The organism is Streptomyces sp. NBC_00727 (assembly GCF_045161745.1).
GTDB lineage: Bacteria > Actinomycetota > Actinomycetes > Streptomycetales > Streptomycetaceae > Streptomyces.
In genome coordinates, this window is sequence record NZ_CP108981.1 from 4,169,766 (window position 1) to 4,186,884 (window position 17,119).

Here is a 17,119-nt window from a genome sequence, read left to right on the forward strand (position 1 = left end):
GATATCGCCGTCAACAGTCTGCCTTGTGAAGGGTCGGCCCGTCAGTAACGGATGACTCTCTGCACAAGCCCTCGACAACGATTGTGGAACGGGGCAGTTGGGACGAGAGGGGTGCGAGAAGGGGGCGTCGCCTCGCGGCGGGCGCCCCCCGGGTCGTCAGGCCGTCGCCCGGACCACCGGCTCCTGGAGCTCGGTCACCCACTTCGCCCGGTCCTCCGGGCACTCCAGGCTGATCTCGCGGGCGTACCCCGCCGACCGGTAGCCGTTGGCGTCGATCCAGCGGGCCAGGGTCTGGGCGGTGGGCAGCACGGCGTCCATGCTGCCCCGGTGCACGATGGTCGCCGCCTCGAACGCCGGCAGTTCCACCACGGTGATCCCGCTGTCACCGACCGGTCCCACCGGCGCGGAGACCGTCACCCCGGCGTGCACGACTACGCGCCCGCCGCCGTCCGGCACGTCCTCGTACCGGGCGATCCCCGGGCCCGACGGGCAGACGCCCGCCTCCCCGAGGAGGGGGAAGAGCCGGTCGTACAGCGGCCCGATCACCGGGCTGATGTCCTGCGGCTCGTAGCTCCCGGCCACCCCGGTCAGCTCCGCGACCCGCACCGCGGGCACCTTCTTGATCACGACGTCGTCCGTGGACATGTGTCCCTCGCTCTCGATGGACCGGAGCCTCGCCTCGACCTGCGCCAGCCGTGCGGCCGCCGCCGCCATCGCCGCCTCCAGCTCCGTACGGCGCAGCCGCAGCATCCCGCGCAGCTCCTCCGGGCCCACCGTCTCGTCCAGGACGGCCCGCACCTGCTGGAGCGTGAAGCCGAGATCCTTGAGCGCGATGATCCGGTTGAGCCGGGCGAGCTGGGCGGCGCCGTAGTAGCGGTAGCCGGTCGAGGGGTCGGTGCGGTCCGGGCGCAGCAGCCCGATCTCGTCGTAATGACGCAGCATGCGGGCCGACACCCGCCCGTACCGGGCGAAGTCTCCAATGGTGAACATGACGTCCTCCACTGCACGGGTTGACACGGTGTGAAGGTCAAGGGACGGGCGGGAAGGGTCGCGCACGGGCAGGAGCCCCGCTCCTCCGCCGGTGCGGGGGAGCGGGGCTCCTTGGGTACTGCTCTTACCGGCCGCGATCGGCCGACCCGGGCAACCCCGGGCCTATCGTCCGAACGAAAGGCCCTAGGCCGGGGTGACGTTCTCAGCCTGCGGGCCCTTGGGGCCCTGAGTGACGTCGAAGTTCACGACCTGGTTCTCCTCGAGGGAGCGGAACCCGGACGCGTTGATCGCGGAGTAGTGGACGAAGACATCCGGGCCGCCGCCGTCCTGGGCGATGAAGCCGAAGCCCTTTTCAGCGTTGAACCACTTGACGGTTCCGGTAGCCATAAGCCCTCCTTGGGCCAAAGGGTTGCCCTGCTCCAGAACCTGCAATGAAGTCTGAAAACTACAAAAGCCTGCGGGGTTACATGCTCCGCAGGCTCTGTACTGCAAGGGAAACCAAACTGCAACTTGCCGTTGAGCCTAGCACGCAGGGTGTAGGGAAGGGTAGAGGGAAAGATCACTTCACCCGGATGTTTGATTGGCGTCCGGATGAGCCATCCGAGAGGGCCTTCCCGTGCGCCGCCCGCCCCCGGTGGGACGGCCGGGCGAGGACGGGTCTAGCCTCGCGATGTGGACAATTCAACCGTTTCAAACGTCGCGGTCGACGACCGTCGCCCCCGGCCGCGCGTCGGCCACATCCAGTTCCTCAACTGTCTTCCCCTCTACTGGGGGCTGGCACGGACGGGAACCCTGCTCGACCTGGAGCTGTCGAAGGACACCCCGGAGAAGCTCAGCGAGCAACTGGTCAGGGGTGAGCTGGACATCGCCCCCGTCACCCTGGTCGAGTTCCTGCGCAACGCGGACGACCTGGTCGCCTTCCCCGACATCGCGGTCGGCTGCGACGGCCCCGTCATGTCGTGCGTGATCGTCTCGCAGCGGCCCCTGGAGGACCTGGACCGCGCCAGGGTCGCCCTCGGTTCGACCTCCCGCACCTCCGTACGGCTGGCACGCCTGCTGCTCGCCGAGCGGTACGGAGTCAACCCCGACTACTACACGTGCCCGCCCGACCTGGGCCTGATGATGCAGGAGGCGGACGCCGCCGTCCTCATCGGTGACGCGGCCCTGCGCGCCAACCTGCACGACGCGCCACGGCTCGGGCTCCAGGTCCACGACCTGGGCGCGATGTGGAAGGAGTGGACGGGCCTGCCGTTCGTCTTCGCCGTCTGGGCCGCGCGCAAGGACTACCTGGCGGCCGAGCCGGCCGCGGTCAAGCAGGTGCACGAGGCGTTCCTCGCCTCCCGCGACCTCTCCCTGGAGGAGGTCACCAAGGTCGCCGAGCAGGCGGCGCGCTGGGAGGCCTTCGACGCGGAGGTCCTGGAGCGCTACTTCACGACGCTCGACTTCCGCTTCGGCCCGGACCAGCTGGCCGGCGTAGAGGAGTTCGCCCGCCGCACCGGCGACGTCGCGGGCTACCCGACGGACGTCAAGGTGGAGCTGCTCGGCGGATGAGAACATCCCGCCGCCGGGGAATGGCATTTTCGATTTCGTTGAACATGCGATGAATGGCGGATTGCGGGAGACATCGGGAGTACGCCCCCGGTGTCTCCCGCAATCCGCCCCCGCGTCCACCGCAATCGGCCCTCGGCGGGGACCGGCGCATTCACGCCTTTCATCGCGGTGAATGACGTCGTTCGTTCCCTTGGGGGCGAAATCGGCGGATGGTTTCCCCCGTGGCCGGATCAGACTTCGCGGACACGAACTAGGCTTCGGTCGGAGGTCCGGCCGGGTTCACAGGGGAGTCCTTATATGCAGCCGCTGGAAGCCGGGGAACCGCTGAGCATCGGCGCCTACCGGCTGCTCGGGAGACTCGGCGCCGGCGGTATGGGCCGCGTGTATCTCGGGCGCAGTGCCGGCGGCCGTACCGTCGCCGTCAAGGTCGTCCATCCGCACTTCGCGCTCGACGAGCAGTTCCGCGCCCGGTTCCGGCGCGAGGTGGAGGCGGCCCGGCGGATCGGTGCCCAGTGGACCGCGCCCGTCCTGGACGCCGACCCGGACGCCCCCGTCCCCTGGGTCGCCACCGGTTACGTGGCGGGCCCGCCGCTGTCCGCGGCCGTCACCGAGCACGGCCCCCTGCCCGAGCACGCGGTACGGGTGCTGGGCGCCGGCCTCGGCGAGGCGCTGGCCGCGGTGCACGAGCGGGGCCTGATCCACCGGGACGTGAAGCCGTCCAACGTCCTGCTCGCCCTGGACGGCCCCCGGCTGATCGACTTCGGCATCGCCCGGGCCATCGACGCGACCGCCTCGCTCACGTCCACCGGGGTCTCCGTGGGCTCGCCGGGCTACATGGCGCCGGAGCAGATCCGGGGCACCGACGTCTCGGGCGCGGTCGACGTCTTCTCGCTGGGCGCGGTCCTGGCGTACGCGGCGACCGGCTCCGCACCCTTCCTCGGCGACTCGTCGGCGGTCCTCCTCTACAAGGTGGTCCACGAGGAACCGGAGCTGGGCGAGCTGGAGGGCGACCTGCGCGAGACCATCGCCGCCTGCCTGGCCAAGGACCCGGAGCGGCGGCCGACCCCGGACGAGCTGGCCCGCCGGCTGGTGCCGGGCGGTGCGGCGGCCGCGGTGGCGGCGGGCTGGCTGCCGGGACCGCTGGTGCGCGAGGTGAGCCGGTCGGCGGTGGCCCTGCTGGACCTGGAACCGCAGGAGGCCCCGGTGCAGTCGGGGCCGGTGCCGTTCAGCAACCCGTCGTTCGGGGCGGGGGCGGTGGCGGGCGAGCCCGCGGCCGGACCGGGTGCGGGGGGCCCGTTCGGTTCGGCCGCTCCGTTCGGTTCGGCCGCTCCGGGGCCCGCGCTGGGTTCCTTCGGGCCGCCGGTCGACCCGCCGTACCCGCGGACCGCCGGGGGCGACGGGCTGCCGGGGCAGCGGACCGGCGGGCGGAGCCTGACCCTGGGCGCGACGGCGGGCGGGGAGGGCGCGGGGCGGCGGCGCGTGAGCTGCACCGTCGCGCTGGCGGTGGCCGGGGCGCTGGCCGCGGTGACCGTGGGCAGCGCGTTCCTGCTGGACCTGATGCCGGGCACCGGCGGCGGCGACAGCAGCAACGTCGGGCACGGGGACGTGGGGCACACCCCGTCCACCTCCGGCGAGCCCTCGCCCCCGACGGACTCAGCCACCAAGAGCCCCGCGAAGAGCCCCACGCCGAGCCCGGGCGGGGCCGCCGAACTGCCCGACGCGTACGTCGGCACCTGGAAGGGACCGCTCACCGAGAAGACCACGGGCGCGCCGCACGGCACGCTCACCGCCGTCTTCACCAAGGGCCGCAAGGGCACGGAGGTGGCCCGCCTGACGACCTCGGTCTCCACCCTCGGCGTGGAGATCACCTGCCACAGCGTCGCCACGCTCACCTCCGGCACCGACCAGGAGCTGGAACTGCGCGAACGGGCCGACCCCGACCGCCCGGGCACGGCCGGTTTCTGCACCACCACACCCTCCGACCTCCACTTCACCCGGGCGGCCGACGGCACGCTCCGCTTCCGCTCCGACGAGAAGGACGCGGGACTTCCGTACGGCACGCTCACCCGGTCCGGCGGCTGACCGCCACAGGCGCTGGCGTACGCTGAACCGTCCGTAGATCCGTTGAAAAACCGCCGAAAGGTGACAGCCCGGTGACCGAGAAGGCCGACCTTCAGCCCATCCTCGACCGAGCCGCCGAAGGCGGCCGGATCACCCCGGAGGAGGCGCTCGACCTCTACCGGTCGGCGCCGCTGCACGCCCTGGGCGCCGCGGCCGACGCCGCGCGCCGCCGCCGTTACGCCGGTACGGAGCACATCGCGACGTACATCATCGAGCGCAACATCAACTACACCAACGTGTGCGTCACGGCGTGCAAGTTCTGCGCGTTCTACGCCGCGCCGAAGGACACCGCCAAGGGCTGGTCCCGGGACCTCGACGACATCCTGCGCCGCTGCGCGGAGACCGTCGAGCTGGGCGGCACGCAGATCATGTTCCAGGGCGGGCACCACCCGGACTACGGCGTGGAGTACTACGAGGAGCACTTCTCGGCCATCAAGAAGGCGTTCCCGCAGCTGGTGATCCACTCGCTCGGCGCGTCCGAGATCGAGCACATGGCCCGTATCTCCAAGGTCTCCGCCGAGGAGGCCATCAGCCGTATCCACGCCGCCGGCCTCGACTCGTTCGCGGGCGCGGGCGCCGAGCTGCTGCCGGCCCGGCCGCGTACCGCGATCGCCCCGCTCAAGGAGTCCGGCGAGCGGTGGCTGGAGATCATGGAGATCGCCCACGGCCTCGGCGTCGAGTCCACCTCCACCATGCTGATGGGCACCGGCGAGACGAACGCCGAGCGCATCGAGCACCTGCGCATGATCCGTGACGTGCAGGACCGCACCGGCGGCTTCCGGGCGTTCATCCCGTACACGTACCAGCCGGAGAACAACAAGCTGAAGGGGCAGACGCAGGCCACGCTCTTCGAGTACCTGCGGATGATCGCCATCGCGCGGCTCTTCCTGGACAACGTCGCCCACATCCAGGGCTCCTGGCTGACCACCGGCAAGGAGGCCGGTCAGCTGTCGCTGCACTACGGCGCGGACGACCTGGGCTCGATCATGCTGGAGGAGAACGTCGTCTCCTCGGCCGGCGCCAAGCACCGCTCCAACCGGCTGGAGATCATCGACCTGATCCGCAAGGCGGACCGGGTCCCGGCCCAGCGCGCCACCACGTACGAGCACCTCGTCGTGCACGACGACCCGGCGAACGACCCGGTCGACGAGCGCGTCGTCTCGCACATCTCGTCCGTCGCGATCGAGGGCGGAACCGCGCACCCGGAGCTCAAGCTCCTGAGCGCCAACTGATGGCGCCTTGCTGACGATCCACGCCGCCGCCCTGCTCCTGCCGGGCGGCGGCCGCGCACCCGTGCCCGGCGGTGCGGTGGCCGTGCGGGACGCGTCCATCGCGGCGTTCGGGCCGTACGAGGAGGTGGCCGCCGCCCACCCCGGCGCCCGCGTCCGGCAGTGGCCGGGCGTCCTCACCCCGGGCCTCCTCCAGCGCGACGCGGTCCGGCTGCTGGGGGAGTGGTACTTCCCCGACCCCCGCGAGGCGGACGCCCTGGGCACCGAGCCCCTGACCGGTGGAGCGCTCGACGCGCTGGGGCCCGAGGAGACGTGGCGGGCGGGCAGCGTGCGGCGCGGGCTGCACCGGATGCTGCGGTTCGGGACGACCGCGGTGACGGCCCCGCCCGGGACACCGGCCGCCCTGCTCACGGCGGTCCGCCGCTCCGGGCTGACGGTCGCCGCCCCGGCCGTTCCGTCCGCCGACGGGCCCCGGCTCGACCCGCTGGCCGGGGCGGGCGCGGTGTCCGACGCGACGGCGGCACCGCTCACCGCCGGGGGCCGCGCGGACCTCGCCGCCTTCGACGCGCCGGACGAGGCGGCGCTGCTGGCGGCGGGCGCGGCGAGCTGTGTGGCGACGATCGCGGCGGGGCGGCTGGTGTACCGGGGGCGGTAGCGGGGGGCCTGCCGGCAGGGGCCTACGGCACCGCGGGGCCGCCCAGGTAACGCCCCTTGGCGTCGTACGGCCAGGCGTTGGCGACGCACCCCTTGAGGCCGTCGATCTGCTGCATCATCGCGGGCGCCGGGCGGCCCTTGCCGGGGCACGTCTCGTGGCCGTGGCCGAGCCAGTGGCCGACCTCGTGGTTGATGATCAGGGCCCGGTACTCACCCAGCGGACCGTCGAACTCGGGCGAACCCGTCTGCCAGCGCTTCAGGTTGACCATGACGACGGCGCCGACGCGGCAGTTGACCTCGCCGTGGGTGTCGAGGCCGCTCTCTCCGCAGATCCGGTCGGTGGTCCCGGGGGTGGCGATCCGTATGACCAGCCCGACCGGGCCCTTCGCGACCTGCCGGAAGGTGTGCTCCCCGCGGTGCGACCAGCCCCGCGGCGCGGCCAGGATGCGCGCGACGACCGAGGCGGCCTTGTCCGCGTCGAGCCCGGAGCCGTCCTCCACCTCGACCCGGTACGCCTTGCCGTCCCCGCCCGCGGTGGCGGCGGCCCGGGCCACGGTGAAGGCGGCCTCGGACGCGGGCGTGCGCGCGTCGTTCCAGCGGAGGCCGGCGACGGCGGCGGCCGCGACCACGACCGGTACGACGGCGAGCACGAGCAGCCGGCTGCGCCCGCTCTCCCTCCGCTTTCCCCGGCGCCCTTTCCATTCGGGCATCCGTGCCCCTCCCCAGTCCTCGGCGGTTCCGTCCCCCGCTGTAGGACCGGCGACCGGGCGAATTGGTTCAGTCCACATCCATATGAGGTCGGGCCGAGTCCGCCTGAGGAATCGTTACGGCACGGATGGGCCGCCCAGGTATGTCCCCTTTTCGTCATACGGCCAGGCGTTGGCGACGCACCCCTTGAGACCGTAGATCTGCTGCATCATCGCGGGGGCGGGCCGGCCCTTGCCGGGGCACGTCTCGTGGCCGTGGCCGAGCCAGTGGCCGACCTCGTGGTTGATGATCAGGGCGCGGTAGTCGTTCAGCGGGCCGTCGAACTCGGGCGAACCGGTCTGCCAGCGCTTGAGGTTGACCATCACCTTCTCGTAGAGCCGGCAGTTGACCTCGCCGTGGGTGTTCATTCCGCCCTTCCCGCAGATCCGGTCGGTGGTGGCCGCGGTGGCGATCCGTACGACCAGCCCCGCCGGCCCCGACGCCACCCGGTGGAACGAGCGCTTCCCGCCCTCCCCCCAGCCGCGCGGGGCGGCGAGAATGCCGGCGATCCGCGCGGCGGCCTCGTCCGGGTCGACGCCCGAACCGTCCTCGACCTCGACGCGGTATGCGTACTGCCCGGAGGACGACGTGTCGGCGCGGGCGGCCGTGAAGGTGCCGGGGCCGGAGGCGGGGATGCGGGTGGGGGAGGGCTTAGGTTTCACGGAGGGCGCCGGACTCCGTGCGGGCGCCGGGCTCCTTGCCGGTTCCGGGCTCCGGGAGGGCTTCGTGGACGGCGCGGCAGCCGGGCGGGGGCGCGCCGCGGCGGACGCCGAGGTGTCGTCCCCGCCCGGCCAGTGGGGCGCGAGGACCACGACGGCGGCGATCAGTGCGGCCGGTACGGCGAGGGCGGCGAGCACCCGTATCCGGCCACGCCTCCGCGTTCGGCGGGCGCGCCGCCGGCCGCCCCGGCCGTGCCGCGCCACCCGTGTGTCAGCCGCCACGGACCATATCCTTCTTCGGCTCCATCGGATGGGCGTCGGCGTCATCGACGAGTTCCAGGAACCGTGCGTCCTGGGCGATGGCGAGCAACTGGTCCGTCGTCACCGGCGCCGACACCATGGCGTGGTCGTCGCCCCCGACCGAGAGCTTAACGCTGCTGCGGCCGCGCTCGAAGGTGAGGGTGGTGCCGGTGATCGTCTTTCCCTCCTTCTCGTTCCCCGACGCGGTGACGGCCCGGATCGTGATGCCGTTCGGCAGCGTCGCCTCCCTGCACCGGAGGTGCTTCTCCGGGATCGACGTGCAGGGGGGATCGGCGGGCGTCGCCTCCGGTCCCGCCTGCGGGCGGACCGAGAACATGAGGGGGAAGACCGGGCCGTCCTTCCCGCCCTGGTACCGGCTGACGGCGAGGTCGACCGGGTGGACCGTGCCGAACGCGTCGGGCAGCAGCTCGTCGAACACCGCGGCCGCCCGCTGCTGGAACTCCTCCTGCCAAGCCCGCTCGGCCGCCGGCAGGTCCGCCATGGACGACTCGCCGGGGCTGGGCTCGATGTGTACGGGAGTGCGGACGGCGCGCGGGACGGCGGTGGCACCGGCCGACGAGGCGGCGGACACGTTCCGCGTAGCTGCCGCGTCCCCGCCCCACACCGGCAGGGTGGTGGCGAACACCCCGATGGCGGCCACGGCGATCGTCGCCCCACCGATCGCCGCGCGGGCCCGGACCCGGCGCCGGCGGCCCTGGACCAGGGCGACGGGCACCAGGTCGGGCAGCGGCGGCGCGCCCTCGGTCGCCCGCTCCATGGCAACCCGGATCAGCGTCTCCTGGTCCTCCCGGCCGGGTTCGCCGCCCGGGGAGGTGTCCGTGAACACGTGCATGACGTATCTCCTCAGCTTCGGGTGGTGTAGAGGTGCGCGTCGCCCAGGCGGGCGCGCAGGGTGGCCAGCGAGCGCGAGCACTGGCTCTTGACGGTGGACGGGCTGCACCGCAGCAACTCGGCGACCGTTTCCACGCTCAGGTCCTCCCAGTACCGCAGGACGACCATCGCCCGTGCCCGGGGCGGCAGTTCGGCGAGGGCCGTCAGCAGCGTGACCGTGAGCTCAGGACCGACCGCCGGAGCGGGCGCGGCGATCGGCGTGTGGGCGAGGAGGTCGCGCAGCCGCCTGCGGCGCTCGGCGATGTAGGTGCGGGTGAGCACCGTCCTGGCGTAGGCGTCCGGATGGTCGGCGGCCCGCACCCGGTGCCAGTGCTGGAACAGCTTCGCCAGCGTCGTCTGAGTCAGATCGCGGGCGGCGTCGGCGTCCCCGCAGAGCAGGTACGCGGTGCGGTAGATCCGGCGCTGACCGGCGCGGGCGAATTCCTCGAAGCCGTCGGTGTTCCGGCTGGCTCTAGTGAACATCTGCCCCCTTCCCATTTTCGTTCCGGTTCTCTCCGGTGGTCTCTCTCACTGAGTACTGAGTGCCGCCGGACCGGAAAGGTTGAAGCCGGGTTTTCCGGGGGCGTCCGCCGCGAGGCCGCGCGGACCGGGCTGCTTGAATGGGGTGCGTGACCCGAGCATCCCTGGACAAGCAGCCGCACGAAGTCGCCTCGATGTTCGACGACGTGGCGGCGAACTACGACCTCACCAACGACGTGCTCTCGCTCGGCCAGGACCGGCTGTGGCGCAAGGAGGTCGCCAGGGCGGTCGACGCCCGGCCCGCGCAGAAGGTCCTCGACCTGGCGGCCGGCACGGCGACGTCCTCGCTGCCGTTCGCCGCGACCGGCGCGTACGTCGTGCCGTGCGACTTCTCCATCGGCATGCTCCGCGAGGGCAAGAAGCGCAACGCCTGGCTGCCCTTCACCGCCGGCGACGCCACGAAGCTGCCCTTCCGCGACGAGGTCTTCGACGCGGTGACCATCTCCTTCGGCCTGCGCAACGTCCAGGACACGGACGCGGCGCTGCGCGAGCTGTACCGGGTCACCAAGCCGGGCGGCCGGGTCGTCATCTGCGAGTTCTCCCAGCCCGTCTGGACGCCGTTCCGCACGGTCTACATCGAGTACCTGATGCGCGCCCTGCCCCCGGTGGCCCGCGCGGTGTCCTCCAACCCCGACGCCTACGTCTACCTCGCCGAGTCCATCCGCGCCTGGCCCGACCAGGCGGGCCTGGCGAAGAAGCTGCAGAACGCGGGCTGGTCGAAGGTCGCCTGGCGCAACCTCACCGGCGGGGTGGTGGCCCTGCACCGGGGCATCCGCGACTGACGGACCGGGCGGGCCGCCGGACGGGGCCGGGCATCGCGCGAAAGCGGTTGCCCGTATTCCGAGTTGACGGGAACCGGTGGTCGGGGAAGATGTGTCCGTTGATACGGCACGCGACTTCACCGTCTCCGTGTGTCACCGGTCTTGTTCGCCCCCGTCCCCGCTGCGGAGCCCTCATGCCGTCGTACTGCCCCTTCTGTGGAACCCCGGCGCCGGACGAGGCGCGCTTCTGCCAGAAATGCGGGCGCGAGCGCCCCGCTGTCCCGGCCGCCGCGCCTGCGCAGCCCGCCGCGCCGCCACCACCCGCCGGTGCGCCGCCCGCCGGTCCGCCACCGCCGCCCGCGGTGCCGTCGTACATGACGCGGCCCGCCGCTCCGCCGCCCGGTTACGCGCCGGCGCCGGCCGGGCCTTCACCCCTTGGGGTGTTCTTCGGCCGGGTGATGCGCGGTGACTGGGCCGGCTCGCTCAAGGGGGCGCTCTGGCCGACCGGGCTGATCGTGGGCCTCGCGGTGGCGCTCGCCATCCCCTCGTACGGGCAGGGCGACGACCCCGCCGTCGGGTGGAGCGACCGGCTGCGGATCGCGCTCGCGATGCTGCTCCAGGCGTTCGGCGGCGGCTTCGACGTCCGGGCCGTCGTGCAGGGCGGCATGAACACCGGTGGGTACGGGGGCGCTTCGGACTACGGGGACACGTACAACGACTTCGACCCGGGCGGGCAGGGGCAGATGTCCCTCTCCCTGGTCCCGCTCACCGTCACCGTGCTGTGGATCGGTGCGCTGATCATCGGCGCCCGGGCCGTCCGCCGGCAGGGCGGTGGGCTCGACGCGGCCTTCCGCATCAGCGCCGTCGCCGCCGCGGCCGTCCTGATCCTCGGCCTGTACGCCCAGCCCGAGATCGAGGACCTCTCGATCCACTCCTCGCCGGTCCTCGCGACCCTCGGCGCCCTCGCCCTCTCGCTCGTGACCACCGGGGCCGTCCTGCAACGCGACGTCGCCGCCGCGTGGCTGGCACAGCGGCCGGGCACGCTGAGCCTCGTACGCGCCGCCGGGACCGCCGTCCGCGCGCTCGGCGCGGTCCTGCTGCTCTGCGGCCTGATCGGCTACATCACGTACGCCGCCCAGGACGACGTCAGCGGCGAGGCCATGCTGATCGCCCTGCCGCTGCTGCCCAACATCGCGCTCATGGTGCTCTCGGTGAGCTGGGGCGGCTCCGTGGAGTACGACATGCGGGGCAGGGCGGACCTGCTCGGCTCGGGCACGGAGCACGGCGCGTTCGGCCTCGGCGAGCTGAGCGACGCGGCGAACGACTGGGCCCTCGTCGGCGCGCTCGCCACCGGCCTCGTCAGCGCCCTCGTCGTGGGGGTGCTCGCCGCCCGCCGCTCCGCCGACCGGCGCGAACAGGTCACCGTCGGCGGGCTGTTCCTGCTGGCGTACCTGGTGCTGACCGGCATGAGCGGCCTGTCCGTGGAGTACAGCGGCAACGTCGCGGAGTTCAGCGGCAACGGCACCCTGGAGTTCGCCCCGAGCGTCGCCGACGCGCTGCTGTTCGGGCTGCTGTGGGTGGGCGGCGCGGTGCTCGTCGCGCCGTACCTGGTGCGGATGACGGGCAGCGGCGGCGGCCCGGGCGGCGGCACCCCGGCCCACCTGGGGGCCAGGCCCCCGTCCGGCCCGTACGGCACGGTGCCCGGCCAGTACACCCCGCCGCCCACGCCGGGCGCGTACACCCCGCCGCCCGGCACGGCCCCCGGCCCGTACGGTCCGCAGCCCGGCCAGAGCCACTACCCGGGCCCCGACGGCCCCCGCGCCCACATGGCCGCCGAACGCCCCCGTCGGCACCCCGTCCTCACCTGGGGCGCCACCCTCGTCGCCGCCCTGGTCTTCGGCGGCGGGGCGACGGCCGGCGCCCTCGCACTGGCGCGATCGACATGAGGCAGCCCTTCGGAGGGTTGCCCGGCAGGCCCCCATAGACTGCCTTGGACCTGTGCCGCGCGGCACGCGAATTCGAGTCTTCGGGAGAGCCGACCGTGACCGAGCCCCTGTCCGAACACAGCGCGGACGTCATCGTCGTCGGGGCGGGCCCAGCCGGCTCCACGACCGCCTACTACCTCGCCAAGGCCGGACTCGACGTCCTGCTCCTGGAGAAGACCGCGTTCCCGCGCGAGAAGGTCTGCGGCGACGGTCTCACCCCGCGTGCCACCAAGCAGCTCGTGGCCATGGGCATCGACATCTCCGAAGAGGCGGGCTGGCTGCGCAACAAGGGCCTGCGCATCATCGGCGGCGGCGTCCGGCTCCAGCTGGACTGGCCGGATCTCGCCTCCTACCCGGACTACGGACTCGTCCGCAAGCGCGACGACTTCGACGAACAGCTGGCCCGGAACGCGCAGAAGGCCGGTGCCCGGCTGTACGAGCGGTGCAACGTCGGCGCCCCGATCACCGACGAGCGCACCGGCCGGATCACCGGGGTGCACGCGAAGATCGGCGAGGAGAAGACCCCGGTCACCTTCCACGCCCCGCTCGTCGTCGCCGCCGACGGCAACTCCACCCGGCTCTCCCTCGCGATGGGCCTGCACCGCCGCGAGGACCGCCCGATGGGCGTCGCGGTGCGTACGTACTTCACCTCGCCCCGGCACGACGACGACTACCTGGAGTCCTGGCTGGAGCTGTGGGACCGGCGCGGTCCGCAGGAGAAGCTGCTGCCCGGCTACGGCTGGATCTTCGGCATGGGCGACGGCACCTCCAACGTCGGCCTCGGCATCCTCAACTCCTCGTCCGCGTTCAAGGAGCTGGACTGGCGCGAGGTCCTCAAGGCGTGGTGCGCGTCCATGCCGGAGGACTGGGGCTACACCCCGGAGAACATGACGATCCCGATCCGCGGCGCCGCCCTGCCGATGGCCTTCAACCGCCAGCCGCACTACACCAAGGGCCTGCTGCTGGTCGGTGACGCGGGCGGCATGGTCAACCCGTTCAACGGCGAGGGCATCGCGTACGCCATGGAGTCGGGGCAGATCGCGGCCGACGTCATCGTCCAGGCGCACGCCCGCGCGACCCCCGCCCAGCGGGAACTGGCGCTGAACAACTACCCGAAGGTGCTCAAGGAGACCTACGGCGGCTACTACACGATGGGTCGCGCCTTCGTGAAGCTGATCGGCAACCCGAAGGTCATGAAGATCGCCACCCAGCGCGGCCTGACGCACCCGCTGCTGATGAAGTTCACGCTGAAGATGCTCGCCAACCTCACCGACCCGACGGGCGGCGACGCGATGGACCGCATCATCAACGGGCTGGCGAAGGTCTCGCCGAAGTCGTGAGCGTCGGGCGACGCGGGGGCGGGCTCCTGCTCCTCGTTCCTTTCGTCGCGGTCGAAGGGGAAACAGGAGTACTTGACACCTGAATGTGCGGCCGCTGTCGCCCTGAGGCATGTCAGGAACGTCGAGTTCAGGAGGTAACGCGGAGCGTCAGTTCGCGAAGCCGGCGGCTGGTGGTGGCGATGTCGTATCGGCTCGCGTTATTGAGGCCCGCCTTGGTCAGGGTCCTGCGGCAGTGGGAGTTCCGACCCATCTCGTTCAAGGCCACGGCCAGCGAGCGCGGGTCGCCAGGAGCATAGGGAAGGCCGGCGTTCCCGAGGATTTCCCTCACACCGGGTAGATCGGAGTACGCAACCGGGAGTCCGTGGGCTTGGGCCTCAATGAGGACAAGGCCGAATGCCTCGCAATCCCTGGTCGTGAAGACGAACGCGTCGAACTCTGGCAGGCGGCTCCAGAGTTCGGCGCGAGGCATGAACGGCTCAAACTGCACCCGGTCCCGCAGCCCGAGTTGGACAGCCCGTTGCGTCAGGCGCTCCTGCAGGGCCCCCTGGCCGATCACGGTCAAGGAATGCGGTTGATCGTTAGCTGAAGTGCCTCGATCGCGGTGATTGTGGATTTGTTGTCGTCCAGACGGCCGGCGTGCACCAGAGACAGAGGCCCGGTGTCGGTAGACGGTTGATCGCGTACGCGGATCCCCTTCAAAGGGATACCCCACGGGATGGCGGTGAGGCGATCGGTGAATCGGCGTCCGGTGAGACGGCCGATACGGTCGGCGAGGGCGGGCGTCGGGGCAACGATGGCGGCGCTTGCCGCGGAAACTTCATTGAGTCCATCGCATTCCCCAATGCTGTGCTCGGCCGCCATCACGTCGGGGCCGGGGGCGAGGGTGATGATCGGGATGCTTCCCGCAGCTCGGGTGAAAGCCAGACTGAGAGCGAAGCCGAGGTGCTGGGCGTGAATGGCATGCGGCTGGACCGGAGACGTGCAGCTCCCGGCTGATGCGGATGGCATTGATGTTCCTGGTGACGTGCAGCAGGTGCATCGGCTTTCCGCTGACGAGGCCATCTCGTTGACCAGGGATATGTTGACGAACCGGAAGGTGTTCTCGATCAGTTTGGCCAGTTCGGCAATCTTTGTCCCGGACACCGGGACCGTGGTCTGGAAGATGTCGTCGTAGAAGCCCTTGATTACGGCGAGCGATCTGGCATCGATTCCGGACACCAACTTCGGGGTTCCCTCGAAGGACCACCGCTTGTTCCCCGGAGCGATGCGCTCGGGGCTGAAGCCGGCCAGAGAGTCCGCCCCGCCTTCAAGGCCCGACACCTTCTCCAAGATCGGCAGAAGCAGTTCCTCAGTGGTGCCGGGGTAGGTGGTGGACTCCAGGACGACCGTCGCGCCGGGACGCAGGTGCTTACCCAGAATCCGGGCGCAGGACTCGATGAAGCTCAAGTCGGGCACCCCGTCCCGCAGTGGGGTCGGCACAGTGATCACCGCGATGTCGAAGTCGGCCAGCGCGGCGGAGTCGGCGGTCGCGGAGTAGTTCCCGGCATCCAGGACCGCGCGAAGTCGCGAGGAAGCCACGTCCTCCACGTAGGAGTGGCCGGCGGCGAGCTGCTGGACACGATGGGTGTCCACGTCGTAGCCGAGGACTCGGTGACCCACTTCTGCGGCGCGTACGGCCAGTGGAAGCCCTACGTAGCCCTGACCAGCGACAACTACCTGCATGTCAGCTCCTACTCGATTGCGGTGCTTGAATGGACCGTCGTTCGGATCCGGCAAGGAGATGCGCTGTGCCTCTGGTGTCTGTTGTGATGCCCGTGTACAACTCGGCAGCGACGTTGAGCGCGGCGGTGCGGTCGGTGCTCACACAGACGCATAGCGATCTGGAGCTGTTGGTCACCGACGACCAGTCCTCTGACAGCTCCATGGACCTGCTTCGCGAGTTCGCCGCGCAGGACGAGCGCGTCCTGCCGGAGTCGGCGCCCGAGCGGGGTGGTGCGGGCCGGGCCCGCAACCTTGCGATCGAGCGGGCCCGGGGGGACTACGTCGCTTTCCTCGACAGCGACGACATGTGGCTGCCGGAGAAGACCGAGAAGCAGCTTGGCTTCGCTGAGGAGGCCACAGCGCCTTTGACGTTCACCTCGTACTTCAAAATGGACGCCGGCTACGACGGTGAGAGCACCGCCTGGGTTCCGAACGGGCGAGTGGTTCGTGCGCGGGCGCACGTGGACTACCGCGCGATGCTGGTCCAGGACCACATCGGTGCTCTCACCGCCATGTACGACCGCAATGTCCTGGGCACTAGGCTGATGCCGGAGATGCGGAAGCGCCAGGATTACGCCCTGTGGCTGTCGATCATGCGGGACGGAGCTGACGCCCGGGGCCTTGCCGAGCCGCTTGCGGTGTACAGGGCCCACCAGGCAGGATCGCTGTCCTCCAACAAGCTGTCGCTCGTTCCGTACAACTGGAACCTGTACCGCGCGCACGAGCATCTGTCGGTCCCGCGGGCGACGCGGGCACTGGCCGGCGCTGTGTGGCAGTCGCTGCGCAACTCCCGCATCTGACTCCGGGCATGGCTCGGGGCGCGGGCGCCCGACCGGGGCCCGTCGCGTGGCTGTGTCGTGCGCTCGGCGGCCGGAGACGGGGGGCAGGACTCGGCGCATCGCCGGTGCCGTCGTCCGGCTACGCAGCCGAGCCATCGTCGGCCCTCGCGCGCAGAAACAACTGGAGGAGTAGCCGCCGGTCGGAGACCGGCACTGTCTTCTGGCCGCCTTGGAGAGCTTCCCTGCCGTGCAGGAAGCGTCGCTGGTTCACGACGAGGTAGTCCCCGGCCTGGAGCATGAAGGCAACCTGGCCCTGGACGAGCTCCTCGGCGAGTTCCCTGGCGGATGCGGCATGCGCCTGGGTGAGCTCGGACCTCTCCAGCATCTTGGCGGTGAACCGGACGAAACCCTTGCCCGGGCTGCCCGGGCTGCCCGGGTCCGAGCGGTCCAGGATCGGGAACGGCTTGTACTCCTCGCCCACGTCGAACAGGTCGAAAAAGGTCCCGTAGTGGTAGGCCGACTCGGCCAGCAGGGTGCGGGTGCCCTCCGATAACCGTGCCACCGCCGCGTGGGTGTCGGAGAGGAGGATGCTGCGGCCGCCGCCGAGCGGATCGGGGCGAACGCACAGGAGAGTGGTGTAATCCGGGGGCAGGGTCCCGTTCACCAGGTCCATGTGGAACGCGTTGTACCCGATTCCGCTGGATTTGCCGGGATCCTTGTCGGCCTTGACCCCGATGTCCTTCCACAGAGGCCATCGCGGGAACGGGGAGAAGGGGATGGCCACCTCGGCCACGAAGGCCGTCGCCAGCCG

17 protein-coding genes are annotated in these 17,119 nt (G+C 71.3%); 8 read left to right on the plus strand and 9 right to left on the minus strand.

Annotation, left to right across the window (positions count from 1 at the left end):
- Positions 1-156 precede the first annotated feature (156 nt).
- The gene (locus tag OG242_RS18805; RefSeq protein WP_405899277.1) at positions 157-990 is read right to left on the minus strand and encodes a MerR family transcriptional regulator; all 834 of its coding nucleotides are present in this window, start codon (positions 988-990) and stop codon (positions 157-159) included.
- 183 nt (positions 991-1,173) lie between these two features.
- The gene (locus OG242_RS18810) at positions 1,174-1,377 is read right to left on the minus strand and encodes a cold-shock protein (protein WP_003967102.1); all 204 of its coding nucleotides are present in this window, start codon (positions 1,375-1,377) and stop codon (positions 1,174-1,176) included.
- Between the two features lie 285 nt (positions 1,378-1,662).
- Here OG242_RS18810 and OG242_RS18815 point away from each other — a divergent pair, with 285 nt between their 5' ends.
- The 4 genes from OG242_RS18815 to OG242_RS18830 all read left to right on the plus strand — a co-directional run bounded on the left by OG242_RS18815 (position 1,663) and on the right by OG242_RS18830 (position 6,546).
- On the plus strand, positions 1,663-2,541 hold the full coding sequence (locus OG242_RS18815; protein WP_405899278.1) for a menaquinone biosynthetic enzyme MqnA/MqnD family protein: 879 nt from the start codon (positions 1,663-1,665) through the stop codon (positions 2,539-2,541).
- A 297-nt stretch (positions 2,542-2,838) separates the two neighbouring features.
- Positions 2,839-4,623, plus strand: coding sequence for a serine/threonine-protein kinase (locus OG242_RS18820; RefSeq protein WP_405899279.1), 1,785 nt, complete (start codon positions 2,839-2,841; stop codon positions 4,621-4,623).
- 71 nt (positions 4,624-4,694) lie between these two features.
- The gene (gene mqnC, locus OG242_RS18825) at positions 4,695-5,894 is read left to right on the plus strand and encodes a cyclic dehypoxanthinyl futalosine synthase (RefSeq protein ID WP_405899280.1); all 1,200 of its coding nucleotides are present in this window, start codon (positions 4,695-4,697) and stop codon (positions 5,892-5,894) included.
- Between the two features lie 7 nt (positions 5,895-5,901).
- Complete coding sequence (locus tag OG242_RS18830; protein WP_405899281.1) at positions 5,902-6,546, plus strand: imidazolonepropionase-like domain-containing protein; 645 nt, start codon at positions 5,902-5,904, stop codon at positions 6,544-6,546.
- 22 nt (positions 6,547-6,568) lie between these two features.
- Here OG242_RS18830 and OG242_RS18835 read toward each other — a convergent pair whose 3' ends face one another.
- From OG242_RS18835 to OG242_RS18850, 4 genes are all read right to left on the minus strand, one after another.
- Positions 6,569-7,255 (minus strand): DUF3152 domain-containing protein, encoded by a 687-nt coding sequence (locus tag OG242_RS18835; RefSeq protein ID WP_405899282.1) that lies wholly within the window; start codon positions 7,253-7,255, stop codon positions 6,569-6,571.
- Positions 7,256-7,369: 114 nt separating this feature from the next.
- Positions 7,370-8,149, minus strand: a complete 780-nt coding sequence (locus OG242_RS18840) for a DUF3152 domain-containing protein (RefSeq protein ID WP_405899283.1) — start codon at positions 8,147-8,149, stop codon at positions 7,370-7,372.
- Between the two features lie 73 nt (positions 8,150-8,222).
- Positions 8,223-9,104: a hypothetical protein gene (locus OG242_RS18845; RefSeq protein WP_405899284.1), complete on the minus strand. Its 882-nt coding sequence runs from the start codon at positions 9,102-9,104 to the stop codon at positions 8,223-8,225.
- An 11-nt stretch (positions 9,105-9,115) separates the two neighbouring features.
- Positions 9,116-9,625 carry a SigE family RNA polymerase sigma factor gene (locus tag OG242_RS18850; RefSeq protein ID WP_405899285.1) on the minus strand — a complete coding sequence of 170 codons (510 nt, stop codon included), beginning with the start codon at positions 9,623-9,625 and terminating at the stop codon, positions 9,116-9,118.
- A gap of 146 nt (positions 9,626-9,771) precedes the next feature.
- Between OG242_RS18850 and OG242_RS18855 the strand changes: the two genes are divergently transcribed.
- From OG242_RS18855 to OG242_RS18865, 3 genes are all read left to right on the plus strand, one after another.
- Entirely contained in the window at positions 9,772-10,464 is a 693-nt protein-coding gene (locus OG242_RS18855) for a demethylmenaquinone methyltransferase (RefSeq protein WP_405899286.1), read from the plus strand.
- Between the two features lie 173 nt (positions 10,465-10,637).
- Positions 10,638-12,389, plus strand: a complete 1,752-nt coding sequence (locus OG242_RS18860; RefSeq protein WP_405899287.1) for a zinc ribbon domain-containing protein — start codon at positions 10,638-10,640, stop codon at positions 12,387-12,389.
- Positions 12,390-12,484: 95 nt separating this feature from the next.
- Complete coding sequence (locus tag OG242_RS18865) at positions 12,485-13,768, plus strand: geranylgeranyl reductase family protein (protein WP_405899288.1); 1,284 nt, start codon at positions 12,485-12,487, stop codon at positions 13,766-13,768.
- Positions 13,769-13,895: 127 nt separating this feature from the next.
- Here the strand turns inward: OG242_RS18865 and OG242_RS18870 are convergent, their stop codons facing one another.
- On the minus strand, positions 13,896-14,324 hold the full coding sequence (locus OG242_RS18870; protein ID WP_405901655.1) for a glycosyltransferase: 429 nt from the start codon (positions 14,322-14,324) through the stop codon (positions 13,896-13,898).
- Positions 14,325-14,326: 2 nt separating this feature from the next.
- Positions 14,327-15,490, minus strand: coding sequence for a nucleotide sugar dehydrogenase (locus OG242_RS18875; protein WP_405899289.1), 1,164 nt, complete (start codon positions 15,488-15,490; stop codon positions 14,327-14,329).
- A 65-nt stretch (positions 15,491-15,555) separates the two neighbouring features.
- Here OG242_RS18875 and OG242_RS18880 point away from each other — a divergent pair, with 65 nt between their 5' ends.
- Complete coding sequence (locus tag OG242_RS18880) at positions 15,556-16,329, plus strand: glycosyltransferase family 2 protein (protein WP_405899290.1); 774 nt, start codon at positions 15,556-15,558, stop codon at positions 16,327-16,329.
- 118 nt (positions 16,330-16,447) lie between these two features.
- On the opposite strand, the gene OG242_RS18885 is transcribed toward OG242_RS18880, so the two are convergent.
- Complete coding sequence (locus tag OG242_RS18885) at positions 16,448-17,101, minus strand: TauD/TfdA family dioxygenase (RefSeq protein ID WP_405899291.1); 654 nt, start codon at positions 17,099-17,101, stop codon at positions 16,448-16,450.
- Positions 17,102-17,119: the final 18 nt, after the last annotated feature.